Origin of the sequence: Paraburkholderia sp. GAS448 (assembly GCF_050435685.1) — a bacterium.
In the GTDB taxonomy this organism is placed as follows: domain Bacteria; phylum Pseudomonadota; class Gammaproteobacteria; order Burkholderiales; family Burkholderiaceae; genus Paraburkholderia.
In genome coordinates this window covers 333,593-349,587 of record NZ_JBNDKT010000006.1, presented here as the reverse complement: position 1 = coordinate 349,587, position 15,995 = coordinate 333,593, and the positions used below count along the sequence as shown (strand labels likewise).

At 63.6% G+C, this 15,995-nt stretch carries 17 protein-coding genes and 1 riboswitch; of the genes, 7 read left to right on the top strand and 10 right to left on the bottom strand.

The genetic code is table 11. The annotated features are described in order from the left end of the window. Nucleotides 1-18: 18 nt before the first annotated feature. The gene (locus P3T23_RS15070; RefSeq protein WP_429316962.1) at nucleotides 19-861 is read right to left on the bottom strand and encodes an SDR family NAD(P)-dependent oxidoreductase; all 843 of its coding nucleotides are present in this window, start codon (nucleotides 859-861) and stop codon (nucleotides 19-21) included. A gap of 165 nt (nucleotides 862-1,026) precedes the next feature. Between P3T23_RS15070 and P3T23_RS15065 the strand changes: the two genes are divergently transcribed. Then, on the top strand, nucleotides 1,027-1,920 hold the full coding sequence (locus tag P3T23_RS15065) for a helix-turn-helix domain-containing protein (RefSeq protein WP_429316961.1): 894 nt from the start codon (nucleotides 1,027-1,029) through the stop codon (nucleotides 1,918-1,920). A gap of 60 nt (nucleotides 1,921-1,980) precedes the next feature. Here the strand turns inward: P3T23_RS15065 and P3T23_RS15060 are convergent, their stop codons facing one another. After that, a complete protein-coding gene (locus P3T23_RS15060; protein WP_429316960.1) occupies nucleotides 1,981-3,153 on the bottom strand; it encodes a 4-hydroxybenzoate 3-monooxygenase in 1,173 nt (390 codons plus the stop codon). Nucleotides 3,154-3,521: 368 nt separating this feature from the next. Between P3T23_RS15060 and P3T23_RS15055 the strand changes: the two genes are divergently transcribed. Next, the gene (locus P3T23_RS15055) at nucleotides 3,522-3,941 is read left to right on the top strand and encodes a secondary thiamine-phosphate synthase enzyme YjbQ (RefSeq protein ID WP_429316959.1); all 420 of its coding nucleotides are present in this window, start codon (nucleotides 3,522-3,524) and stop codon (nucleotides 3,939-3,941) included. Between the two features lie 148 nt (nucleotides 3,942-4,089). Further along, nucleotides 4,090-5,112, top strand: coding sequence for a class I fructose-bisphosphate aldolase (locus tag P3T23_RS15050; RefSeq protein ID WP_429316958.1), 1,023 nt, complete (start codon nucleotides 4,090-4,092; stop codon nucleotides 5,110-5,112). A 20-nt stretch (nucleotides 5,113-5,132) separates the two neighbouring features. On the opposite strand, the gene pip is transcribed toward P3T23_RS15050, so the two are convergent. Then, nucleotides 5,133-6,104 (bottom strand): prolyl aminopeptidase, encoded by a 972-nt coding sequence (pip, locus tag P3T23_RS15045; protein ID WP_429316957.1) that lies wholly within the window; start codon nucleotides 6,102-6,104, stop codon nucleotides 5,133-5,135. Between the two features lie 56 nt (nucleotides 6,105-6,160). Continuing rightward, entirely contained in the window at nucleotides 6,161-6,790 is a 630-nt protein-coding gene (locus P3T23_RS15040; protein ID WP_429316956.1) for a CGNR zinc finger domain-containing protein, read from the bottom strand. Between the two features lie 115 nt (nucleotides 6,791-6,905). On the opposite strand from P3T23_RS15040, the gene P3T23_RS15035 reads away from it, so the two are divergent. Next, nucleotides 6,906-7,277 carry a VOC family protein gene (locus P3T23_RS15035; RefSeq protein ID WP_429316955.1) on the top strand — a complete coding sequence of 124 codons (372 nt, stop codon included), beginning with the start codon at nucleotides 6,906-6,908 and terminating at the stop codon, nucleotides 7,275-7,277. 152 nt (nucleotides 7,278-7,429) lie between these two features. Further along, complete coding sequence (locus tag P3T23_RS15030; protein ID WP_429316954.1) at nucleotides 7,430-8,047, top strand: LysE family translocator; 618 nt, start codon at nucleotides 7,430-7,432, stop codon at nucleotides 8,045-8,047. 55 nt (nucleotides 8,048-8,102) lie between these two features. Here the strand turns inward: P3T23_RS15030 and P3T23_RS15025 are convergent, their stop codons facing one another. Together P3T23_RS15025 and P3T23_RS15020 are read right to left on the bottom strand one after the other, a co-directional pair. Then, nucleotides 8,103-8,936 carry a class II glutamine amidotransferase gene (locus P3T23_RS15025; RefSeq protein ID WP_429316953.1) on the bottom strand — a complete coding sequence of 278 codons (834 nt, stop codon included), beginning with the start codon at nucleotides 8,934-8,936 and terminating at the stop codon, nucleotides 8,103-8,105. Nucleotides 8,937-8,976: 40 nt separating this feature from the next. Beyond that, entirely contained in the window at nucleotides 8,977-9,639 is a 663-nt protein-coding gene (locus tag P3T23_RS15020; protein WP_429316952.1) for a MarC family protein, read from the bottom strand. 462 nt (nucleotides 9,640-10,101) lie between these two features. On the opposite strand from P3T23_RS15020, the gene P3T23_RS15015 reads away from it, so the two are divergent. Both P3T23_RS15015 and P3T23_RS15010 read left to right on the top strand, forming a co-directional pair. Continuing rightward, entirely contained in the window at nucleotides 10,102-10,314 is a 213-nt protein-coding gene (locus P3T23_RS15015) for a DUF3311 domain-containing protein (RefSeq protein ID WP_429316951.1), read from the top strand. After that, on the top strand, nucleotides 10,311-11,789 hold the full coding sequence (locus tag P3T23_RS15010; RefSeq protein WP_429316950.1) for a sodium:solute symporter family protein: 1,479 nt from the start codon (nucleotides 10,311-10,313) through the stop codon (nucleotides 11,787-11,789). Before P3T23_RS15015 ends, P3T23_RS15010 begins: the two co-directional genes overlap by 4 nt. Before the next feature lie 102 nt (nucleotides 11,790-11,891). Here P3T23_RS15010 and cobM read toward each other — a convergent pair whose 3' ends face one another. The 4 genes from cobM to cbiE all read right to left on the bottom strand — a co-directional run bounded on the left by cobM (nucleotide 11,892) and on the right by cbiE (nucleotide 15,721). Then, nucleotides 11,892-12,632, bottom strand: coding sequence for a precorrin-4 C(11)-methyltransferase (gene cobM, locus P3T23_RS15005; RefSeq protein ID WP_429316949.1), 741 nt, complete (start codon nucleotides 12,630-12,632; stop codon nucleotides 11,892-11,894). Between the two features lie 70 nt (nucleotides 12,633-12,702). Next, on the bottom strand, nucleotides 12,703-13,428 hold the full coding sequence (locus P3T23_RS15000; RefSeq protein WP_429316948.1) for a cobalt-precorrin-6A reductase: 726 nt from the start codon (nucleotides 13,426-13,428) through the stop codon (nucleotides 12,703-12,705). Next, on the bottom strand, nucleotides 13,425-14,513 hold the full coding sequence (locus tag P3T23_RS14995; RefSeq protein ID WP_429316947.1) for a cobalt-precorrin-5B (C(1))-methyltransferase: 1,089 nt from the start codon (nucleotides 14,511-14,513) through the stop codon (nucleotides 13,425-13,427). Before P3T23_RS14995 ends, P3T23_RS15000 begins: the two co-directional genes overlap by 4 nt. After that, nucleotides 14,513-15,721, bottom strand: a complete 1,209-nt coding sequence (cbiE, locus tag P3T23_RS14990; protein WP_429316946.1) for a precorrin-6y C5,15-methyltransferase (decarboxylating) subunit CbiE — start codon at nucleotides 15,719-15,721, stop codon at nucleotides 14,513-14,515. Before cbiE ends, P3T23_RS14995 begins: the two co-directional genes overlap by 1 nt. A gap of 85 nt (nucleotides 15,722-15,806) precedes the next feature. Further along, nucleotides 15,807-15,985, top strand: a riboswitch (cobalamin riboswitch). The last annotated feature ends 10 nt before the right edge of the window (nucleotides 15,986-15,995 follow it).

Below are 15,995 nucleotides of genomic sequence, written 5' to 3'. Positions count from 1 at the left end.
GCAGGTACGCCTGCCGCTCTACCGTGCAGCGCCTGGGGCTTCGAAGCCGGGACGCGGCACGAGATCCATCAACATGCTGTCGAGTCCGCCATCGACGACGATTTCAGCGCCGTTCACGTAGCCCGCGCGTTCGCTGGCCAGAAACGCGACGACTTCTGCGATATCGGTAGGGCGACCGATGCGCCGGCTCGCCGTCATCGCGCTGCGGCGACTTTCGACATCGCCTTGCGCATAGAACGTCTCCGATAACGGCGTGCGGATCATGCCTGGACAAACGGTGTTGCTGCGCACGCCGCGCGGGCCCCATTCGGCAGCGATCTGCCGCGACAGCATCGCTACGGCGGCCTTACCCGGGCTGTAGGCGCCGCTCCAGGTTTGCGGGTGGTGCGCGGCGATAGATGCGACGTGGACGATGCTGCCCGCGCGCTTTGCCAGCATGCCGCGCCCGAACGCCTGCGAGCACAGCATGTAGCCGGTCAGATTCACCTGCAGCGTGGCGTTCCATGCATCGAGCCCGATGTCCTCGATGCCGCCAGGACGCAGCAGGCCCGCGTTGTTGACCAGCACGTCGGCGGCTCCATAAGCCTCTCCGACGGCTTCCGCAGTCGCGCGTACGCTCTCTGGATCGCCGATGTCACAACCGAATACGCGCGCTTCGATGCCGTTCTCGCGCAGCGTTCCTGCAAGCGTGTGGCACTTTTCTTCATCGCGGTCGAGCAACGCGAGACGCGCGCCCGCGTCGCCCAGCAATTGCGCGATTGCACTACCGATACCGCCGGCCGCGCCGGTCACCACGCAGACGTTGCCTTCGAGCGCCAGCCAGTGGCCTGCCTTGCCAGTAGAATTATTTTCGTTAGTCATCCGAATCTCCGTGTGTTTCATGAACCACTCGTGGCCGTCGATACCCTCTCCGACGACCGCTTCAATGGCTCATTTCATGGAAAAAAGTATAGCTACGCGGGCTTGTGCAAAATTGGACAAAGGCAGCACATCGCAGGACAATTCGTACATAGGAGACAAAACCGCATGAGGAAAATCCCTAACTACGATCTGTACGGAGAGTCGGCGCGTCCGCCCTGGTATGACGCGTTCAATTTCGAGTGGATCGCCGAGCGCAGCCGCCCGAACGACTGGCATATCGCGGCCCACCGGCATGACGCGCTATTGCAGATTCTGTACATCCGCAGCGGCAGCGGGCATGTCGTCATCGAAAGCGAAAAACGGGCTTTAGAGCCGCCCTGCGTCGTGCTGCTGCCTGCGCAAACCGTGCATGGATTCGTGTTTTCACCTGATGTCGACGGACTGGTGATTACCGCGGCCCAGCGGGCACTCGAATCGATATCGAAGGTGGTGTCGCCGGGTCTGCTGCCGGTTCTGCAACGAGCAGCGATGGTCCCCGTCAGAACGTCGGCCGGCGACGATACGCTGATGCCGCTTTTCAGATTGCTGGAGCAGGAATTCCGCGGCAATGCGCGCGGCCATATCGCTGCGGGGATGTCGCTGCTGATTGCACTTTTCGTGCAAATCGCGAGACTGGACGACGCGGTTTCCGCGCCCTCTTCCGCTGCGGTCGCGGACCGGCGCGGCGGTCAGATCAAACGGCTGCGTGAACTCGTCGGGACGCACTTCCGGGAACACCGGCCGATCGAGTTTTACGCGGAGAAACTCGGCGTGACGGCCACGCAGCTCGGCCGCATCTGCCGGAGCGAACTCGGCCACTCGCCGATGTCGCTGGTCAACGACCATCTGATCAGAGAGGCGCAGCGCGATCTGGTCTACTCCGGCATGACCATCAAACAGATTGCGCACGCGCTTGGTTTTGAGGATGCGGCTTACTTCAGCCGTTATTTTCGCAAGCAGACGGGCGTCACGCCGACCGAGTTTCAGGCCACGGCGCACGAGGATCTGTCGCCAGGCTAACCGTTTGTGCACGGCACTGCGCCTCTCACGCACGCCTCGCGTGCCGCTTGAACCACTGACTCACACCGCTGCGACGCCGACGTAGTTTTCCGCCATCGCCGTCGCCGCGGCGCGCGATGTCGTGACGTGCTCCAGTTCGGCGACCTGAAGCTTCTGCTCGAAAGGCGAAGCGTCGTCGAGCCGGTGCATCATGCGCGTCATCCAGTACGAGAAATGCTCGGCGCGCCAGATACGCTTCAGCGCGGTTTCGCTATAGCTGTCGAGCAGATCGCTGCGATTCTCGACGTAGAACGTGCGCAATGCCTCCGTCAACACCCGCACGTCGGCGACGGCCAGATTCAGGCCTTTGGCGCCGGTCGGCGGCACGATGTGTGCGGCGTCACCTGCGAGGAACAGCCGTCCATGCTGCATCTTCGTCGACACGAAGCTGCGCATGCCAACAATGTTCTTCTGAAAGATCGTGCCTTCCACGACCTGCTGGCCGTCCGCCGAATCGACACGCGCATGCATCTCGGCCCAGATCCGGTCATCCGACCAGTTATCGACTGAATCCTTCGGGTCGCACTGAAAGTACATGCGCTGGACGTTCGGCGAGCGCGTGCTGACCAGCGCAAAACCGCGTTCGTGCCGCGCGTAGATCAATTCGTCCGACGATGGCGGCCCTTCGCAAAGAATGCCGAACCAGCCGAACGGATAGACGCGTTCATAGTCGTCGCGCAAAGCCTGCGGAATCGCGGCACGCGACACGCCCTGCGAGCCGTCACAACCCATCACGAAGTCGCATTGCAGTTCGCACGCTTCGCCTTCATGCCGATAGCGGATCGAGGGCGCATCGGTATCGATGCCATGCAGCGACGTGTCGGATACGCCGAACACCAGCGCCCCGCCGGCAGCGACGCGGGCGGCAACCAGATCCTTGATCACTTCATGCTGCGCATAGACCGTGATCGCGTGGCCGGTGAGCCCGGTCAGGTCGATGCGGCGCCGCTTGCCTTCGAACGCCAGTTCGAAGCCATGGTGCAGCGCACCTTCCGCCTGCATCCTGGCGCCCACGCCGGATTCGGTGAGCAGGTCCATCGTGCCCTGTTCAAGCACGCCGGCGCGAATGGTGGATTCGATTTGCTCGCGGCTACGGGATTCGAGTACGACCGACTCGATGCCGCGCAGATGAAGAAGATGGGAAAGAAGGAGGCCTGCCGGCCCGGCACCGATGATGCCAACCTGAGTGCGCATGAGTTGTCTCCTGAATGCGGCGATTGATTTGTGCGCCAGTGTGCCGACCCTCTGGCGTATCGCGCAATCCGATATCATGCATAAGCACTATCTGGATTTGAGATAAAGGTATTCGCCGGGTGGGGACCGGGTTTTGAACGCTCACGCTTATGAAGCGGGTCGGCACACGCAAACGGACTCTTTTTTCCCGGTATGGATCGCGCTGAACGGTACCGTGTGCCTTGTCCCGTGACATCGCGTTCGTCGCAGGCTCGCGCGTTCGAAATGGCATCGTCCACATTCCGTCGCAGCATTTAGAATCGGGCTACCCGTCCCTGACCAATGGCGTTTGGCCGGGTCGAAGCTGACCTCATCTGGAGAGTAACCTCATGCGACAAGCGATCCGTCACATGACTGTGGAAGCGCCCGGACGCGGGCTCGTGGAAATCACCTCGAATGTGCGCCGATTCGTGAGCGAACAGTTGATGCAGACCGGGCTCCTGACACTCTTCTGCCGGCACACGTCTGCGTCGCTGCTGATTCAGGAGAACGCCGACCCGTCCGTGCGGCGCGACCTGGAAGCGTATTTTGCGACGCTTGCGCCAGAAGATCCCGAGCGTTACGAGCACGACACCGAAGGCGCCGACGATATGCCCGCTCACCTTCGTACTGCGCTCACGCAGGTGCAACTCTCAGTGCCGGTCGAACGCGGGCAAATGGTGCTCGGCACCTGGCAGGGCATCTACCTGTTCGAACACCGGCGTAGGACGCAGCGGCGCGATGTTGTCCTGCACCTGATCGGAGAGTGAAGCCAGGTCCGCATGAGTTGTGCCGCATCGATGTGCCGGAGTTCGCGATACGTCCTTGTGGTCATCCCCACTGAAGCTGGCAGAGAGTTTCCTGCTCAACTAAGCTTATCGATACCGCTTTGTACCGTTGAAAAAGGGGGCAGACGTGATGAGCAACCCAGCCGAACTTCAGGCCACCGTCGAGGCCATGACTCAACCCGGCAAAGGTCTTCTCGCCGCCGACGAAAGCGGTCCGACGATCGCCAGGCGTTTCGAGGCGATCGGCATTGAATCCAGCGAGGAGAACCGGCGCGCGTGGCGCAGCCTGCTGCTCTCCACACCGCGACTCGGTGAATTCATCTGCGGCGTGATTCTCTATGAGGAAACCCTGGGCCAACGCTCGAACGACGGAGAGGCATTGCCCGCACTGGCCGCCCGGCAGCATATCGTCCCGGGCATCAAGGTGGACCTGGGGAAGATCGCGCTCGCCCACGCACCCGGCGATGAAATCACGGAGGGTCTCGACGGCCTGGCGAAACGCCTCGATGGGTACCGCCGGCAAGGCACCCGCTTTGCCAAGTGGCGCGCGGTCTACCACATCTCCGACCGATTGCCGGGACGGCTCGCGATCAAAGCCAATGCCGACGCTCTCGCCCGCTACGCCGCGATCTGCCAGGAAGCGGGCGTGGTGCCGATCGTCGAGCCCGAAGTGCTGATGGACGGCGACCACACGATCGAACGTTGCGCGGAAGTCACCGAGTCCGTCCTGCATGAAGTTTTTCACGCATTGCGTCGCCACGCTGTGATTCTCGAACACATGCTGCTCAAACCCAGCATGGTGCTCGCTGGAGCACAGCACGCGCAGCACGCGCCCGCCGATGAAATCGCCCTGCAGACCGTCCGCACGCTCAAGCGCACCGTGCCGGCGGCGGTTCCCGGCATTGTCTTTCTGTCCGGCGGACAGACGCCCGAAGAGGCAACCGCCAATCTCGACGCAATGAACCGGATCGGCCCTCTGCCCTGGCGACTCAGCTTCTCTTACGGCCGGGCCTTGCAGGAGCCGCCGCTCGCCGCATGGAAAGGACTCGCAGCCAATGTGGAGGCCGCGCAGAAAGCATTGCTCAAACGCGCGCAACTGAACAGCGCCGCCTGCTTCGGACTGTACGATCCGGCTCTGGAGCAAGGCGCCTGAAAGAACGCCGCCATCCGGATTCAGCCGGCGGCATCGCCGATACCCGCCCGCAGCCTTTGCGCCGCCGGCCCCAACGCCGCGGCAATGTGCGGGTCGAACGTCCAGTGCCCGGCCGCATCGACGATCTGTAGCTCGGCGCGCGGCCACGCGTCGGCCAGCGCTTTCGCCTGATCGGCAGGACACACCATGTCGAAGCGGCCGTGAACGATATGGCAGGGCAATCGCGCAAAACGCTCCACACATGCCAGCAGCGGCGGCGGAGGCAATTCGTCGGCCATATAGTGCCGTTCGAGCAATGCCATTGCGATTGCGGCCCGCGACGACTCTTCCTCGCTGCGCGCCTCGGTCTCCGGCCCGGGCGCGTCATGACTGACGCGCGATAGCGTCGCTTCGTAATCGCGCCATGCGCGTGCCAGCGCCGTGCTGGCCGCGTCGAAGCGGGCGAGCGGCGCCGCAGTCATGTCCAGCAATTCGTCCGCGTTCGATGGCCGCCGGCCCGCTGCGCGTTCGATGGCGTCGAGAAACGTGTTGTGCACGTCGGGATAAACGCGCCGGACGTCCCACAGGAACCAGTCGGTGTCTTCGCTGCGGGCGAGATAAACGCCGCGCAGCAAAAAACCCAGACAGCGCGACGGATGTGCTGCGCCGTAAGCAAGCGCGAGCGTCGTGCCCCACGATCCGCCAAAGACCGCCCAGCGCTCGATACCGAGCCGCTCGCGCAACTTCTCGATGTCACCGACGAGGTCCGCCAACCCGTTGTTGCGTAGTTCGCCAAACGGCGTCGAGCGGCCGCATCCGCGCTGATCGAAGAATACGATGTGCCACTGCCGGGCATCCAGAAAATCTGCCCATTGCAAGTTCATCGCGCCGCCCGGACCGCCGTGCAGAACGACGATCGCCGGCGCGTCCGGGTTGCCCTGGCTGCGCCAGTAGATCGAGTGCCCGGCGCCGACGTCTAGCATGCCGTCGCGAAAGTCGTCGTGAGTATCCATCAGGACTTCGCCTCCTGTTCCGGTAAGCAGGCTGTCGCAGCGAGAATAGTGCAATGTCACCTTTCGCGCTTGCTGTGATAGTGCCGATGCGCCTTCGCACGATTCCCGCACGACGACATCGAGCACCATCTTCGATTCGCGCTCTTGCTGTCGTCGATAAAGAGCCATCGGCAGCGGTCGTTGGCGCAGCATTTCAGTCTGGCGAGCCGCGGACCGCCCAGCAGGTCCGCCGCCGACCACAGCACCGGACTCAGCAGGCGTTCGATGTCGACATGCCCGTGCCCGATCGCCCACATGAATCTGCCGTCCGCCATCACCAGCTCGGAGCGGCTCGCGGCGCGTGCGAAAGACGCTTTCAACGCAGCCACGTCCCGCGGCCCCACACCGCCTCCTTTCGCGCTGACCAGTAGCAAGCGGTACAGCGTTTCGCGAAGCGCGCATGCCGACGAAAATGCGTTGCCCGCCGCGCTTTTGTCGCTGGCATATGCCTGCCGGAACGCGCTCACCATCTCCAGCGGGATCGTGCCAGATTGCTCGCACCAGGCGAGCACATCGTCGAGTGTATTGAAGCTTTCCGTGGGCTCATCTTCGCCGCGCCAGTAGCGTGTGTTTGCAAAATCAAGACTGAGCGTTTCCGAAGGCCCCGCAACCAGAAAGCTTTTATCTGTTTTTTGAGCAGTAACCATGCTTCATTCTACCTAACCGTCATGACGGTTGACAGAGCGCCGAAGTGCGTCCTAATCTAACTGCCATAATAGTTAGGTTTGCGTGACTCCGACAACTTTGACTGGAGACGTCATCGTGATCGACCATCTTTCCATCGGCGTCGCCGATCTGCCGAAAACACGTGCGTTCTACGATGCCGCGCTGGGCGCGCTCGGCTACAAACGTCTCAGTGACGCAGACGACGCCATCGCGTACGGCCCCGATACGCCCGTCCTCTGGCTGGCCATGGCACCTCATCCCGTCGCACCGGATCCGGAATCCGGCCTGCATCTGTGCTTCAAGGCAAACGATCGCGCCTCTGTCGACGCGTTCCATCGCGCAGCCCTCGGCGCTGGCGGGGCCGACAATGGGCCACCCGGGCCGCGGCCGGCTTACGGGCCGACTTACTACGCCGCATACGTGACCGATCCGGACGGATACCGGATCGAAGCCGTCTGCTACGCGTGACGCCTCGGGCCAGCCTTGTAAAATTCCGGTCCTTGCGGGACACTTGCCAGCTTCTCTTTCCGGTGCGGATCAGGCTGGGTCCGCGCGGCCGAACAGGCTCGCCAGGACTCGCGTCCGCAAAGTGGCGTCATTCATTTCACCGTGGAGCACGCATGGCTGGTGTTGGTCTTTTTCTCACGGCTGCGGGCGTTGGTCTCGCGGTTGCCGCTCCTGTCGGCCCCATGGGCATGCTGTGCATCCGGCGCACGCTGGCCGAGGGACCGCGCGCCGGGCTCGCAATCGGCTTCGGCATTGCCAGCGGCGACGCGCTCTATGGACTCGTCGCAGCGTTGGGCATGGTCAGCGTGTCGCAGTTCATGCTCGCGCACGACAGGCCGCTGCATCTCGTAGCCGGCCTCTTCCTGCTGTATCTCGGCGTTCGCACGTTCGTGCAGAAGCCGGCGACCGACGCGGCGACCAATGGCGCCGCAACCGGCACGGTGCGGACCTACGCAAGCGCACTGCTGCTCACGCTGACGAACCCGCAGACCGTCATCATGTTCGCCGCGCTGTTCGCAACGCTTGCGCCGCGCGGGGCCTTTTCGACGAGCATCGCACTGACCACGGTATCCGGCGTCTTCAGCGGCTCGATCGCGTGGTGGTGCTTTCTGGTCACGGTGGTATCGGGCGCCCGCCATGCACTTGGCGCGAAGATTCGCCATCTGATCGACCGTGTCGCCGGCCTCGCGCTGGCGGCATTCGGCGTGGCTGAAATCCGGCGCGCGATCTGAACGGCGCACGCCCCTGCCGGGGCGCCGCCTCCCTGGCGCCCGTCCCAGCTTCAGTTCAAGGCAGCGCCGGATTGAACGAAAACTGCTCGATATTTGGACCTTTGGTGACAACGGCCGTACTCTCCGGGATTTCCTCCCAGGCACCCGGCAGGTCAACGAGCGGCTCCGACAGTACAAGGTAAGCATCGTCGCCGACGGCCTTCATGCGCGCGTCTTCCGGATACAACTCGCGTAGATGTCGAATCGACGTGCTATGAAACAGCGAGCGCGACTGCGACTCGCTCGAATAACGCGCGGCCACGATCTGCTCGCCGTCCGTCGCGCACACGGTCATGTTCAGCGGATCTTTCACGCCCCGTCGCCGGGCCGTCTCTTCGATCATGCCGGCCATTCGTTCGAGCGCCAGCACCGGTGCGATTTCGAGGCCAAAGGTCAACGCCAGAAAGAACATCACTTCCGAATCGGTCGAACCTTCGATCGACGGAAACAGATCAGGATCGATCGCCAGCATCAGGTCACGTCGGACGCTCGGGTAATGACGGATCAGCCCGTTATGCATGAAGAGCCAGCGCCCGTAGCGAAACGGATGGCAGTTGGTTTCCTGCGCGGGCGTATCCGTTGCGGCGCGAATGTGCGCGACGAAGAGCGGCGCCTTGATCGCACGCGCGGCTTCGCGCAGATTGCGGTCGCTCCACGCGGGCTGGATGCACCGGTAGCGAAACGGAATATCCGTAGGATGGCCGTACCAGCCCACGCCGAAGCCATCGCCGTTGGTCGTCGTGTGGCCCATGCGTGAATGCAGGCTCTGGTCGATCAGCGAATGATCGGCGCGAAACAGCACTGCTTCGAGTTGGATGGGGTTTCCTGTGTAAGCCAGCCAGCGACACATGATCCGTCTCCTCTGATACGCCTGCGCGACGGGCTTTACCTCACCGTAGCTGGGCAATCGGCGTCAGAAACTCCTGAAGGCCCGTCAGCATGATCTGCACGCCGATGCAGAGCAGCAGGAACGACGATACACGCATGGCGACCTTTGTGCCATCGACCCCAAGATAACGCGCGAAGTGCGATGCGCGGCTGTAGACAAGGTAGACCACGACGGCGATCAGCACTGAAATGGCGATCGATGCAATGGACGACACGACGAAGTCCGAGAGCTTGCGCGTGCGGTTTGCATTCAACGCGATCGCCGTCGCGATCGAGCCTGGACCCGTCGTCAGCGGCACGGTGAGCGGGAAAAACGCCTTCGACATCGCGTTATCCGCATCGACGTTTCTCACCGCCGTTGCATTGGGCCGGACCTCTGGCGCGTTCAGCATCTGCCAGCCGGCGACCGCGACCGCAAGCCCGCCGCCGATGCGCAGTGCCTGAATCGAGATGCCGAAGAAATGAAGTACCGGGGTGCCCAGAAAAAACGCGACCAGCAGCACGATGCAGGCGTTGATGGCGACTTTCTTCGCCAGTGCGGCCCGTTCTTCATAGGTCAGCGTGTCGGTCCGGTCCAGGAAAACGAACGCGATGCCAAACGGGTTGATGATGGCGAGCAATCCCGTGAAGCCGAACAGGATGTCGGAGATCAGGCTCTGTACCATGTGTGCGATCCGCGTATGGCGACTGGCTCGCACCGCCCTCGTGGAAGCGGATCGAGCAGCCGGTTGTTGTACGACAGGAGGGCATCGATACACCAATCGACACGACATCCCGCTTACTTTTCACCCGCGCCGCGCCGCCTTCGTTTGACGCAATGCAGAATGTCAGGCAGCGACCTGAAATGTATCATCGGGCGACCGTAGCAGGAACGGTTGCAGCATCGATGCCCTCACTCTGTCACGAAGTCTTTGGCGACATCCCCGGCAACCTGTGTACGCAAAACAGACAGCAAGGCCAGATTACCGCGGATCGCCGGACCCTTTCGATTCGCCTTCAGTATTTTTGATCGCCTTTACGGACGGGATGTATCAGGCATAAAGTCGCCGCGATAGCACGCGTTCATCACGGCGTCGCTCTCCGGAAAAGAACCACGAGACGTACCAACCGCATTCGAGGAGTCGTCCATGCCTTTGCGTTTGCTGGCTGCCTTACCCTTCATTGGTATCCTGCTTGGTGTTCCCTTCGTCAACCGCGTCGAGCCGCTCGTGCTCGGCATGCCGCTCGTCCTCGCCTGGATTGTGATGTGGGTCGTGCTCGGCGCTGCGATCATGGCGATCATTTATGCCTTCGACCCAGCCAACCGCGAACCCGTCGACGAAGCCGAGGTGCACTCATGAGCAGCGCACTCATCCTGATTGCGGCCGTGACGGCGTTCGCACTGTTCCTTGGCGTGCGTGCCCGGCGCGGGCACGACATGAACCTCGAGCAATGGACCGTCGGCGGCCGCAGCTTCGGCACTGCGTTCGTGTTCCTGCTGATGGCGGGCGAAATCTACACGACGTTCACGTTTCTCGGCGGCAGCGGTTTCGCTTACGGCAAAGGTGCGCCGGTCTATTACATTCTGGCCTACGGGACGCTCGCGTACATCCTGTCGTACTGGATGCTGCCGCCGATCTGGCGCTACGCCAAGGCGCAACGGCTTGTTTCCCAGTCGCACTTCTTCTCCCGCAAATACGATAGTCCCGCGCTGGGCGTGCTGGTCGCGCTCGTCGGTGTCGCCGCGCTGATCCCGTATCTCGTGCTGCAACTGAAGGGGCTCGGCATCATCGTCGCGACTGCTTCGTATGGCGTGATTTCGTCGACCGCGGCGATCTGGATCGGGGCGGCTGTCGTCACTGCGTACGTGATGGTTTCAGGCGTGCGCGGATCGGCCTGGAACTCGGTGGTCAAGGATGTGCTGATTCTTGCGATCGTGCTGTTCCTCGGCATCTATCTGCCGATTCATCACTACGGCGGCCTGAGCGACATGTTCCGCGCCATCGACGCCGCCCGTCCCGGCTTCCTGACCTTCCCGGCCAAGGGTTCGAGCGTCTCGTGGTTCCAGTCGACGGTGCTCCTGACCGCGCTCGGCTTCTTCATGTGGCCGCACACGTTCGGCTCGATCTTCACGGCACGCGACGAGCGGATCTTCCGGCGCAACGCGATGGTGCTGCCGCTTTATCAGTTGATCCTGCTGTTTGTGTTTTTCGTCGGTTTTGCGGCAACGCTCAGGGTGCCGGGTCTGAAAGGCGGCGATATCGACCTGTCGCTGTTCCGCCTGTCCATCCTGACGTTCGACCCGTGGCTCGTCGGCGTGATCGGCGCGGCGGGCGTGCTTACGGCGCTCGTGCCGGGCTCGATGATTCTCACGAGCGCTTCCACGCTTCTGGCGAATGACGTCTACCGCGGCGCGTTGCAGAAGAAGGCCTCCGACGCCACGGTGGGCAGGCTCGCGCGTCTGCTGGTTCCGGTGGTCGCACTGGTTGCGGTCACCTTCACGCTCAACGGAGGGGAGACGATCGTCGCGCTGCTGCTGATGGGATACAGCTTTGTCACGCAACTGTTCCCTGCCCTGCTGTGCAGTCTCTTCAAGCGCAACCGGGCGACGAAACAGGGTGCGTTCTGCGGGATTCTGGCGGGTGTGGCGGTTGTCGCCTTGACAAGCACGATGCACCTGAGCGTGGGGCAACTGTTCCCGTTCCTGTCCGATGGCTTCAAGGACGTGAACATCGGGTTTCTGGCGCTTGCTGTGAACGTGATCGTGTTCATTGCCGTCAGCGCCGTAACCCAGCCGCGAGCGGCAGCAAAAGCTTCACACGCCCATCTGCACTAGGCCTTCCCGCAAGTATCGTTCGTCGCGGCTTCCCTGCTTTCGCTTGAAGCGGATCAGGGCGCCGCAACGGATCGACCCACGCGGACCAACGCCGCCATTCCGTCAGACAGCCTGTCGATGAGTCTTCGCATACAGTGAGGAATCGCTGAACGCATCGGCGTCCAGCACTCTCCCGACGAGTATCAGCGCCGTGCGCTCGATCTGCGTGCCCCGCACCTTTTCACAGATGTCGGCCAAGGTCCCGCTCACGCGTTCCTCGTCGGGCCAACTCGCCCGATAGACGACCGCAACGGGACAATCCGCGCCGTAGTGCGGGAGCAGTTCATCGACGATTCTGGCCAGATGTCTTACGCCCAGATGAATTGCCATCGTGGCGCGATGCCGCGCGAGGTCGCCGAGCGACTCGCCTTCCGGCATCGTCGTCTTGCTCGCGTAGCGCGTCAGGATCAGTGTCTGCGAGACGTCCGGCAACGTCAGTTCGCATCCGAGCGAGGCCGCGCACGCAGCCGTCGCCGTCACGCCCGGCACGATTTCGTATGGAATGTTCAATTCCTTCAGCCGGCGAATCTGCTCGCCGATTGCGCCGTACAGCGAGGGATCGCCCGAATGCACGCGCGCGACGTCCTGTCCTTTCTCATGCGCCTCTTCGAGCAGTGCGACGATTTCGTCGAGATTCAGTTCAGCCGTATTCACGACGCGCTCCGCGCTATTGCCTTCGAGCACGGCTTCAGGAACCAGCGACCCGGCATACAGGATGACCGGGCAACTGCGCACAAGTCGCTGCCCCTTGACCGTGATCAGTTCAGGATCGCCCGGCCCTGCGCCGATGAAAAATACCGTCATGTACGACTCCGTGATTCGATCCGCGTGAATTGCATGATGATCTGCACGCGTTTTGAGTGTGTTCAGTGCTTTAGGGAAGCTCAATTCGCAACGCGCCGAGCAGATCAGCCGGGCCGTCGAACTCGCGATCCACCGCCGCCAGTGTCGGACGACGCAGCATCACGACCGGCAAACCGAGCGCGCGCGCCACCTCCAGTTTGGCTTCGGTCGCCTTGCCGCCGCTGTTCTTGCTGACCACCACGTCGATCCGATGCTCGTCGAAGAGCCTGCGTTCGCCATCGACGGTAAACGGCCCGCGGGCATCCATCACGCGGACGCGTGCGGTACCCGCATGCGCGTCGAGACAGCGCACGATCCAGAACTGATGGACGGGCACCTCGTCGAGATGAGCAAGCGCCTCGCGCCCGAGCGTGAAAAGCGGTCGATGGAACGAAGCAAGTGCGGCGACAATGCCAGCCCAGTCGTCGACCACGCGCCAGTCGTCGTCCGCCTGCGGCTGCCAGGGTGAGCGCCGCATGCCCCAGCACGGAATGCCAGCCGCCGCGCACGCAGCCGCGGCATTGGCACTGATCTGCGCGGCATACGGATGGGTTGCATCGACCAGCAGTCCGATGCCCTCCGCCCGCAGGTAATCAGCCAGCCCCTCGCGTCCGCCAAAGCCACCGACACGCACCGTGCAAGCCAGATCCGCCGGCACCTTGCCGAGACCGGCAAGACTATAGACGTGTTTGGGACCGAGTTGCCGTGCGATCTGCAGCGCATCGCCGGTGCCGCCGAGCAACAGGATGCGTGTCATTGCGCGACGCCCGTGATGTTGCCCTGCCGGTCGATGGTGAACATCTCGACCTTCACGCTCGCCGGCACGATATCTCGTGCCACCCGCAACGCGTGGCCGCACACGATATCGCCGAGCGGGATGCCCGCAGCGCGCGCGATCGCCATCGCCTGCTGGCTGGTGTTCGACGCACGGATCGCGTCCTGCAACGAGTCGTGCGCGCCGTGCTCCGCAGCCCACGCCGCGAGTTGAGCGAGATCGATACTCGAGTTGCGGCTATGCAGATCGAGATGCCCCGCGGCGAGCTTGCTGAGCTTGCCGAAACCTCCGCACACGCTCAGGCGCTCGACGGGCGCGCGACGCACATGCTTGAGCACAGCGCCGACAAAATCGCCCATCTCGATCAGGGCGATATCGGGCAACTGGTAATGCTTGCGCATCGCCTCTTCGCTTGCATTTCCTGTGCACGCGGCGATATGCATGTAGCCGTTGGCCCGCGCGACATCGATGCCCTGATGAATCGACGCGATATACGCCGAGCACGAAAACGGCCGGACGATGCCCGTCGTCCCCAGAATCGACAGCCCGCCGACGATGCCAAGCCTCGGGTTCATTGTCTTCAGCGCGAGCGCCTCGCCGCCTTCGACGCCGACCGTCACTTCGAATCCGCCCGCATAGCCCTGTTCGGTGGCAAGCTCGGTGAGGTGCGTCGTCATCATCTGACGCGGCACGGGGTTGATCGCGGGTTCGCCGACGGCCAGCGTCAGCCCGGCGCGCGTGACCGTGCCGACGCCGGGGCCCGCATGAAAACTCACGCCTGGCTCCGCGCGCAGGCGCACGCGGGCGAACACCACGGCGCCATGCGTGACGTCGGGATCGTCGCCTGCGTCCTTGATCGTGCCCGCTTCCGCGCCGTCGCCGGTCAGGCGGCAAAACACGAGCGGCATCGGCACATGCTGGCCCTTCGGCAGGACGATTTCGGCCACGTCGCTTGCGACGCCTGTCAGCAGCAGCCGCGCAGCGGCGAGCGACGTCGCCGTCGCGCAGCTGCCGGTCGTATAGCCGCTGCGCAGTGGCGCGGGCTGTTCGGGGGTTTCGTCACGCATCACGGCTTGCGGGATTCGAGCAGGGTAATCGGCAACGCCTGGCGCCATGTATCGAAGCCGCCGAGTGGTTGCGCCTGCGCAAGCGCGATGCGCGTCAACGTGCCGCCATGGCTGTCGCGCCACGCAACCAGCGCCGCTTCGCCCTGCAACGTCACGGCATTGGCGACCAGCCGGCCGCCGCTTTTCAGCCGCTCCCAGCATGTGTCGAGCACGCCGGGTACCGTCACGCCGCCACCGATAAAGATCGCATCGGGCGCAGCGAGCCCGTCGAGCGCGTCGGGCGCCCGGCCAGCGACGATCTGCAACGCCGGCACCCCCAGCGCATCGCGATTGTGTTCGATAAAGCGCTGACGTTCGGGATGGGCCTCGATGGCAAGCGCCCGGCAGGATGGATGCGCGCGCATCCATTCGATGCCGATGGAGCCGCAACCCGCGCCCACGTCCCACAGCAACTCGTTTGGGCTCGGCGCAAGACGCGCGAGCGTGATCGCGCGGATGTCGCGCTTGGTCAGCTGGCCGTCGTGCATCCAGGCATCGTCGGGAAGCCCGCTGGTCAGCGGCAGCACGCGGGCATCGTCCGCCGCACGGCATTCGATGGCGATCAGGTTCAATGCGGCGATACTGTCGGCGCTCCACGCCTCGGCGCGACCGTCGATGCGCCGCTCCGCCGCGCCGCCCAGATGCTCCAGCACGATCATCCGGCTGGGGCCGAAGCCGCGTGCGCTGAGTTGCGCCGCGATCGCAGCGGGCGTGCCGCCGTCGCTGCTCAGGACGAAAAGGCGCGTCCCGTCGTGCAGATGCGTATTCACGCTCGCCAGCGGCCGGCCGACCAGCGACACCGTCGCGACGTCCTGCAACGGCCAGCCAAGACGCGCGGCCGCAAGCGACAACGACGACGGCGCGGGCAGCACACGCAGCTCGTCGGCGGGCAACTGGCGCGCGAGCGTCGCGCCGACGCCAAACAGCATCGGGTCGCCGCTTGCCAGCACGCAGATCGAGCCGGCCGCGTGACGATGCGCCAGCACGGACGCCACGTCGAACGGCCGCGGCCAGGGCTCGCGCCGGGCGCGCAGACGCGCGGGCAGCATCGCAAGATGGCGCTCGCCGCCGTAGACCACGGACGCATCGAGCAGTGCGCGTCGCGCCGTCCGTCCCAGACCGGCAAAACCGTCATCGCCCATCCCCACCACGGTCAGCCATGCCGGCATGCATCCCTCTCCATTCTGAATCCCGATATCTCTGCTGCGGCGCGCCAACCAAGGCCGCAGCGTACTTGCATTGTTCGAAAAAAGGCATAATACAGCGTTCGCCGGTGCCCTTCGGGGCCGAAGAGGGAACACAGTGCCACTGTGGCTGCCCCCGCAACTGTATGCAGCGAGTCCGCACTTTACCCGCGCCACTGGTTCGACCGGGAAGGCCGGTGCAGACGACGACCTGCCAGCCAGGAGACCTGCCGGCGAGACTGTTCGTGCCAGCCAACAT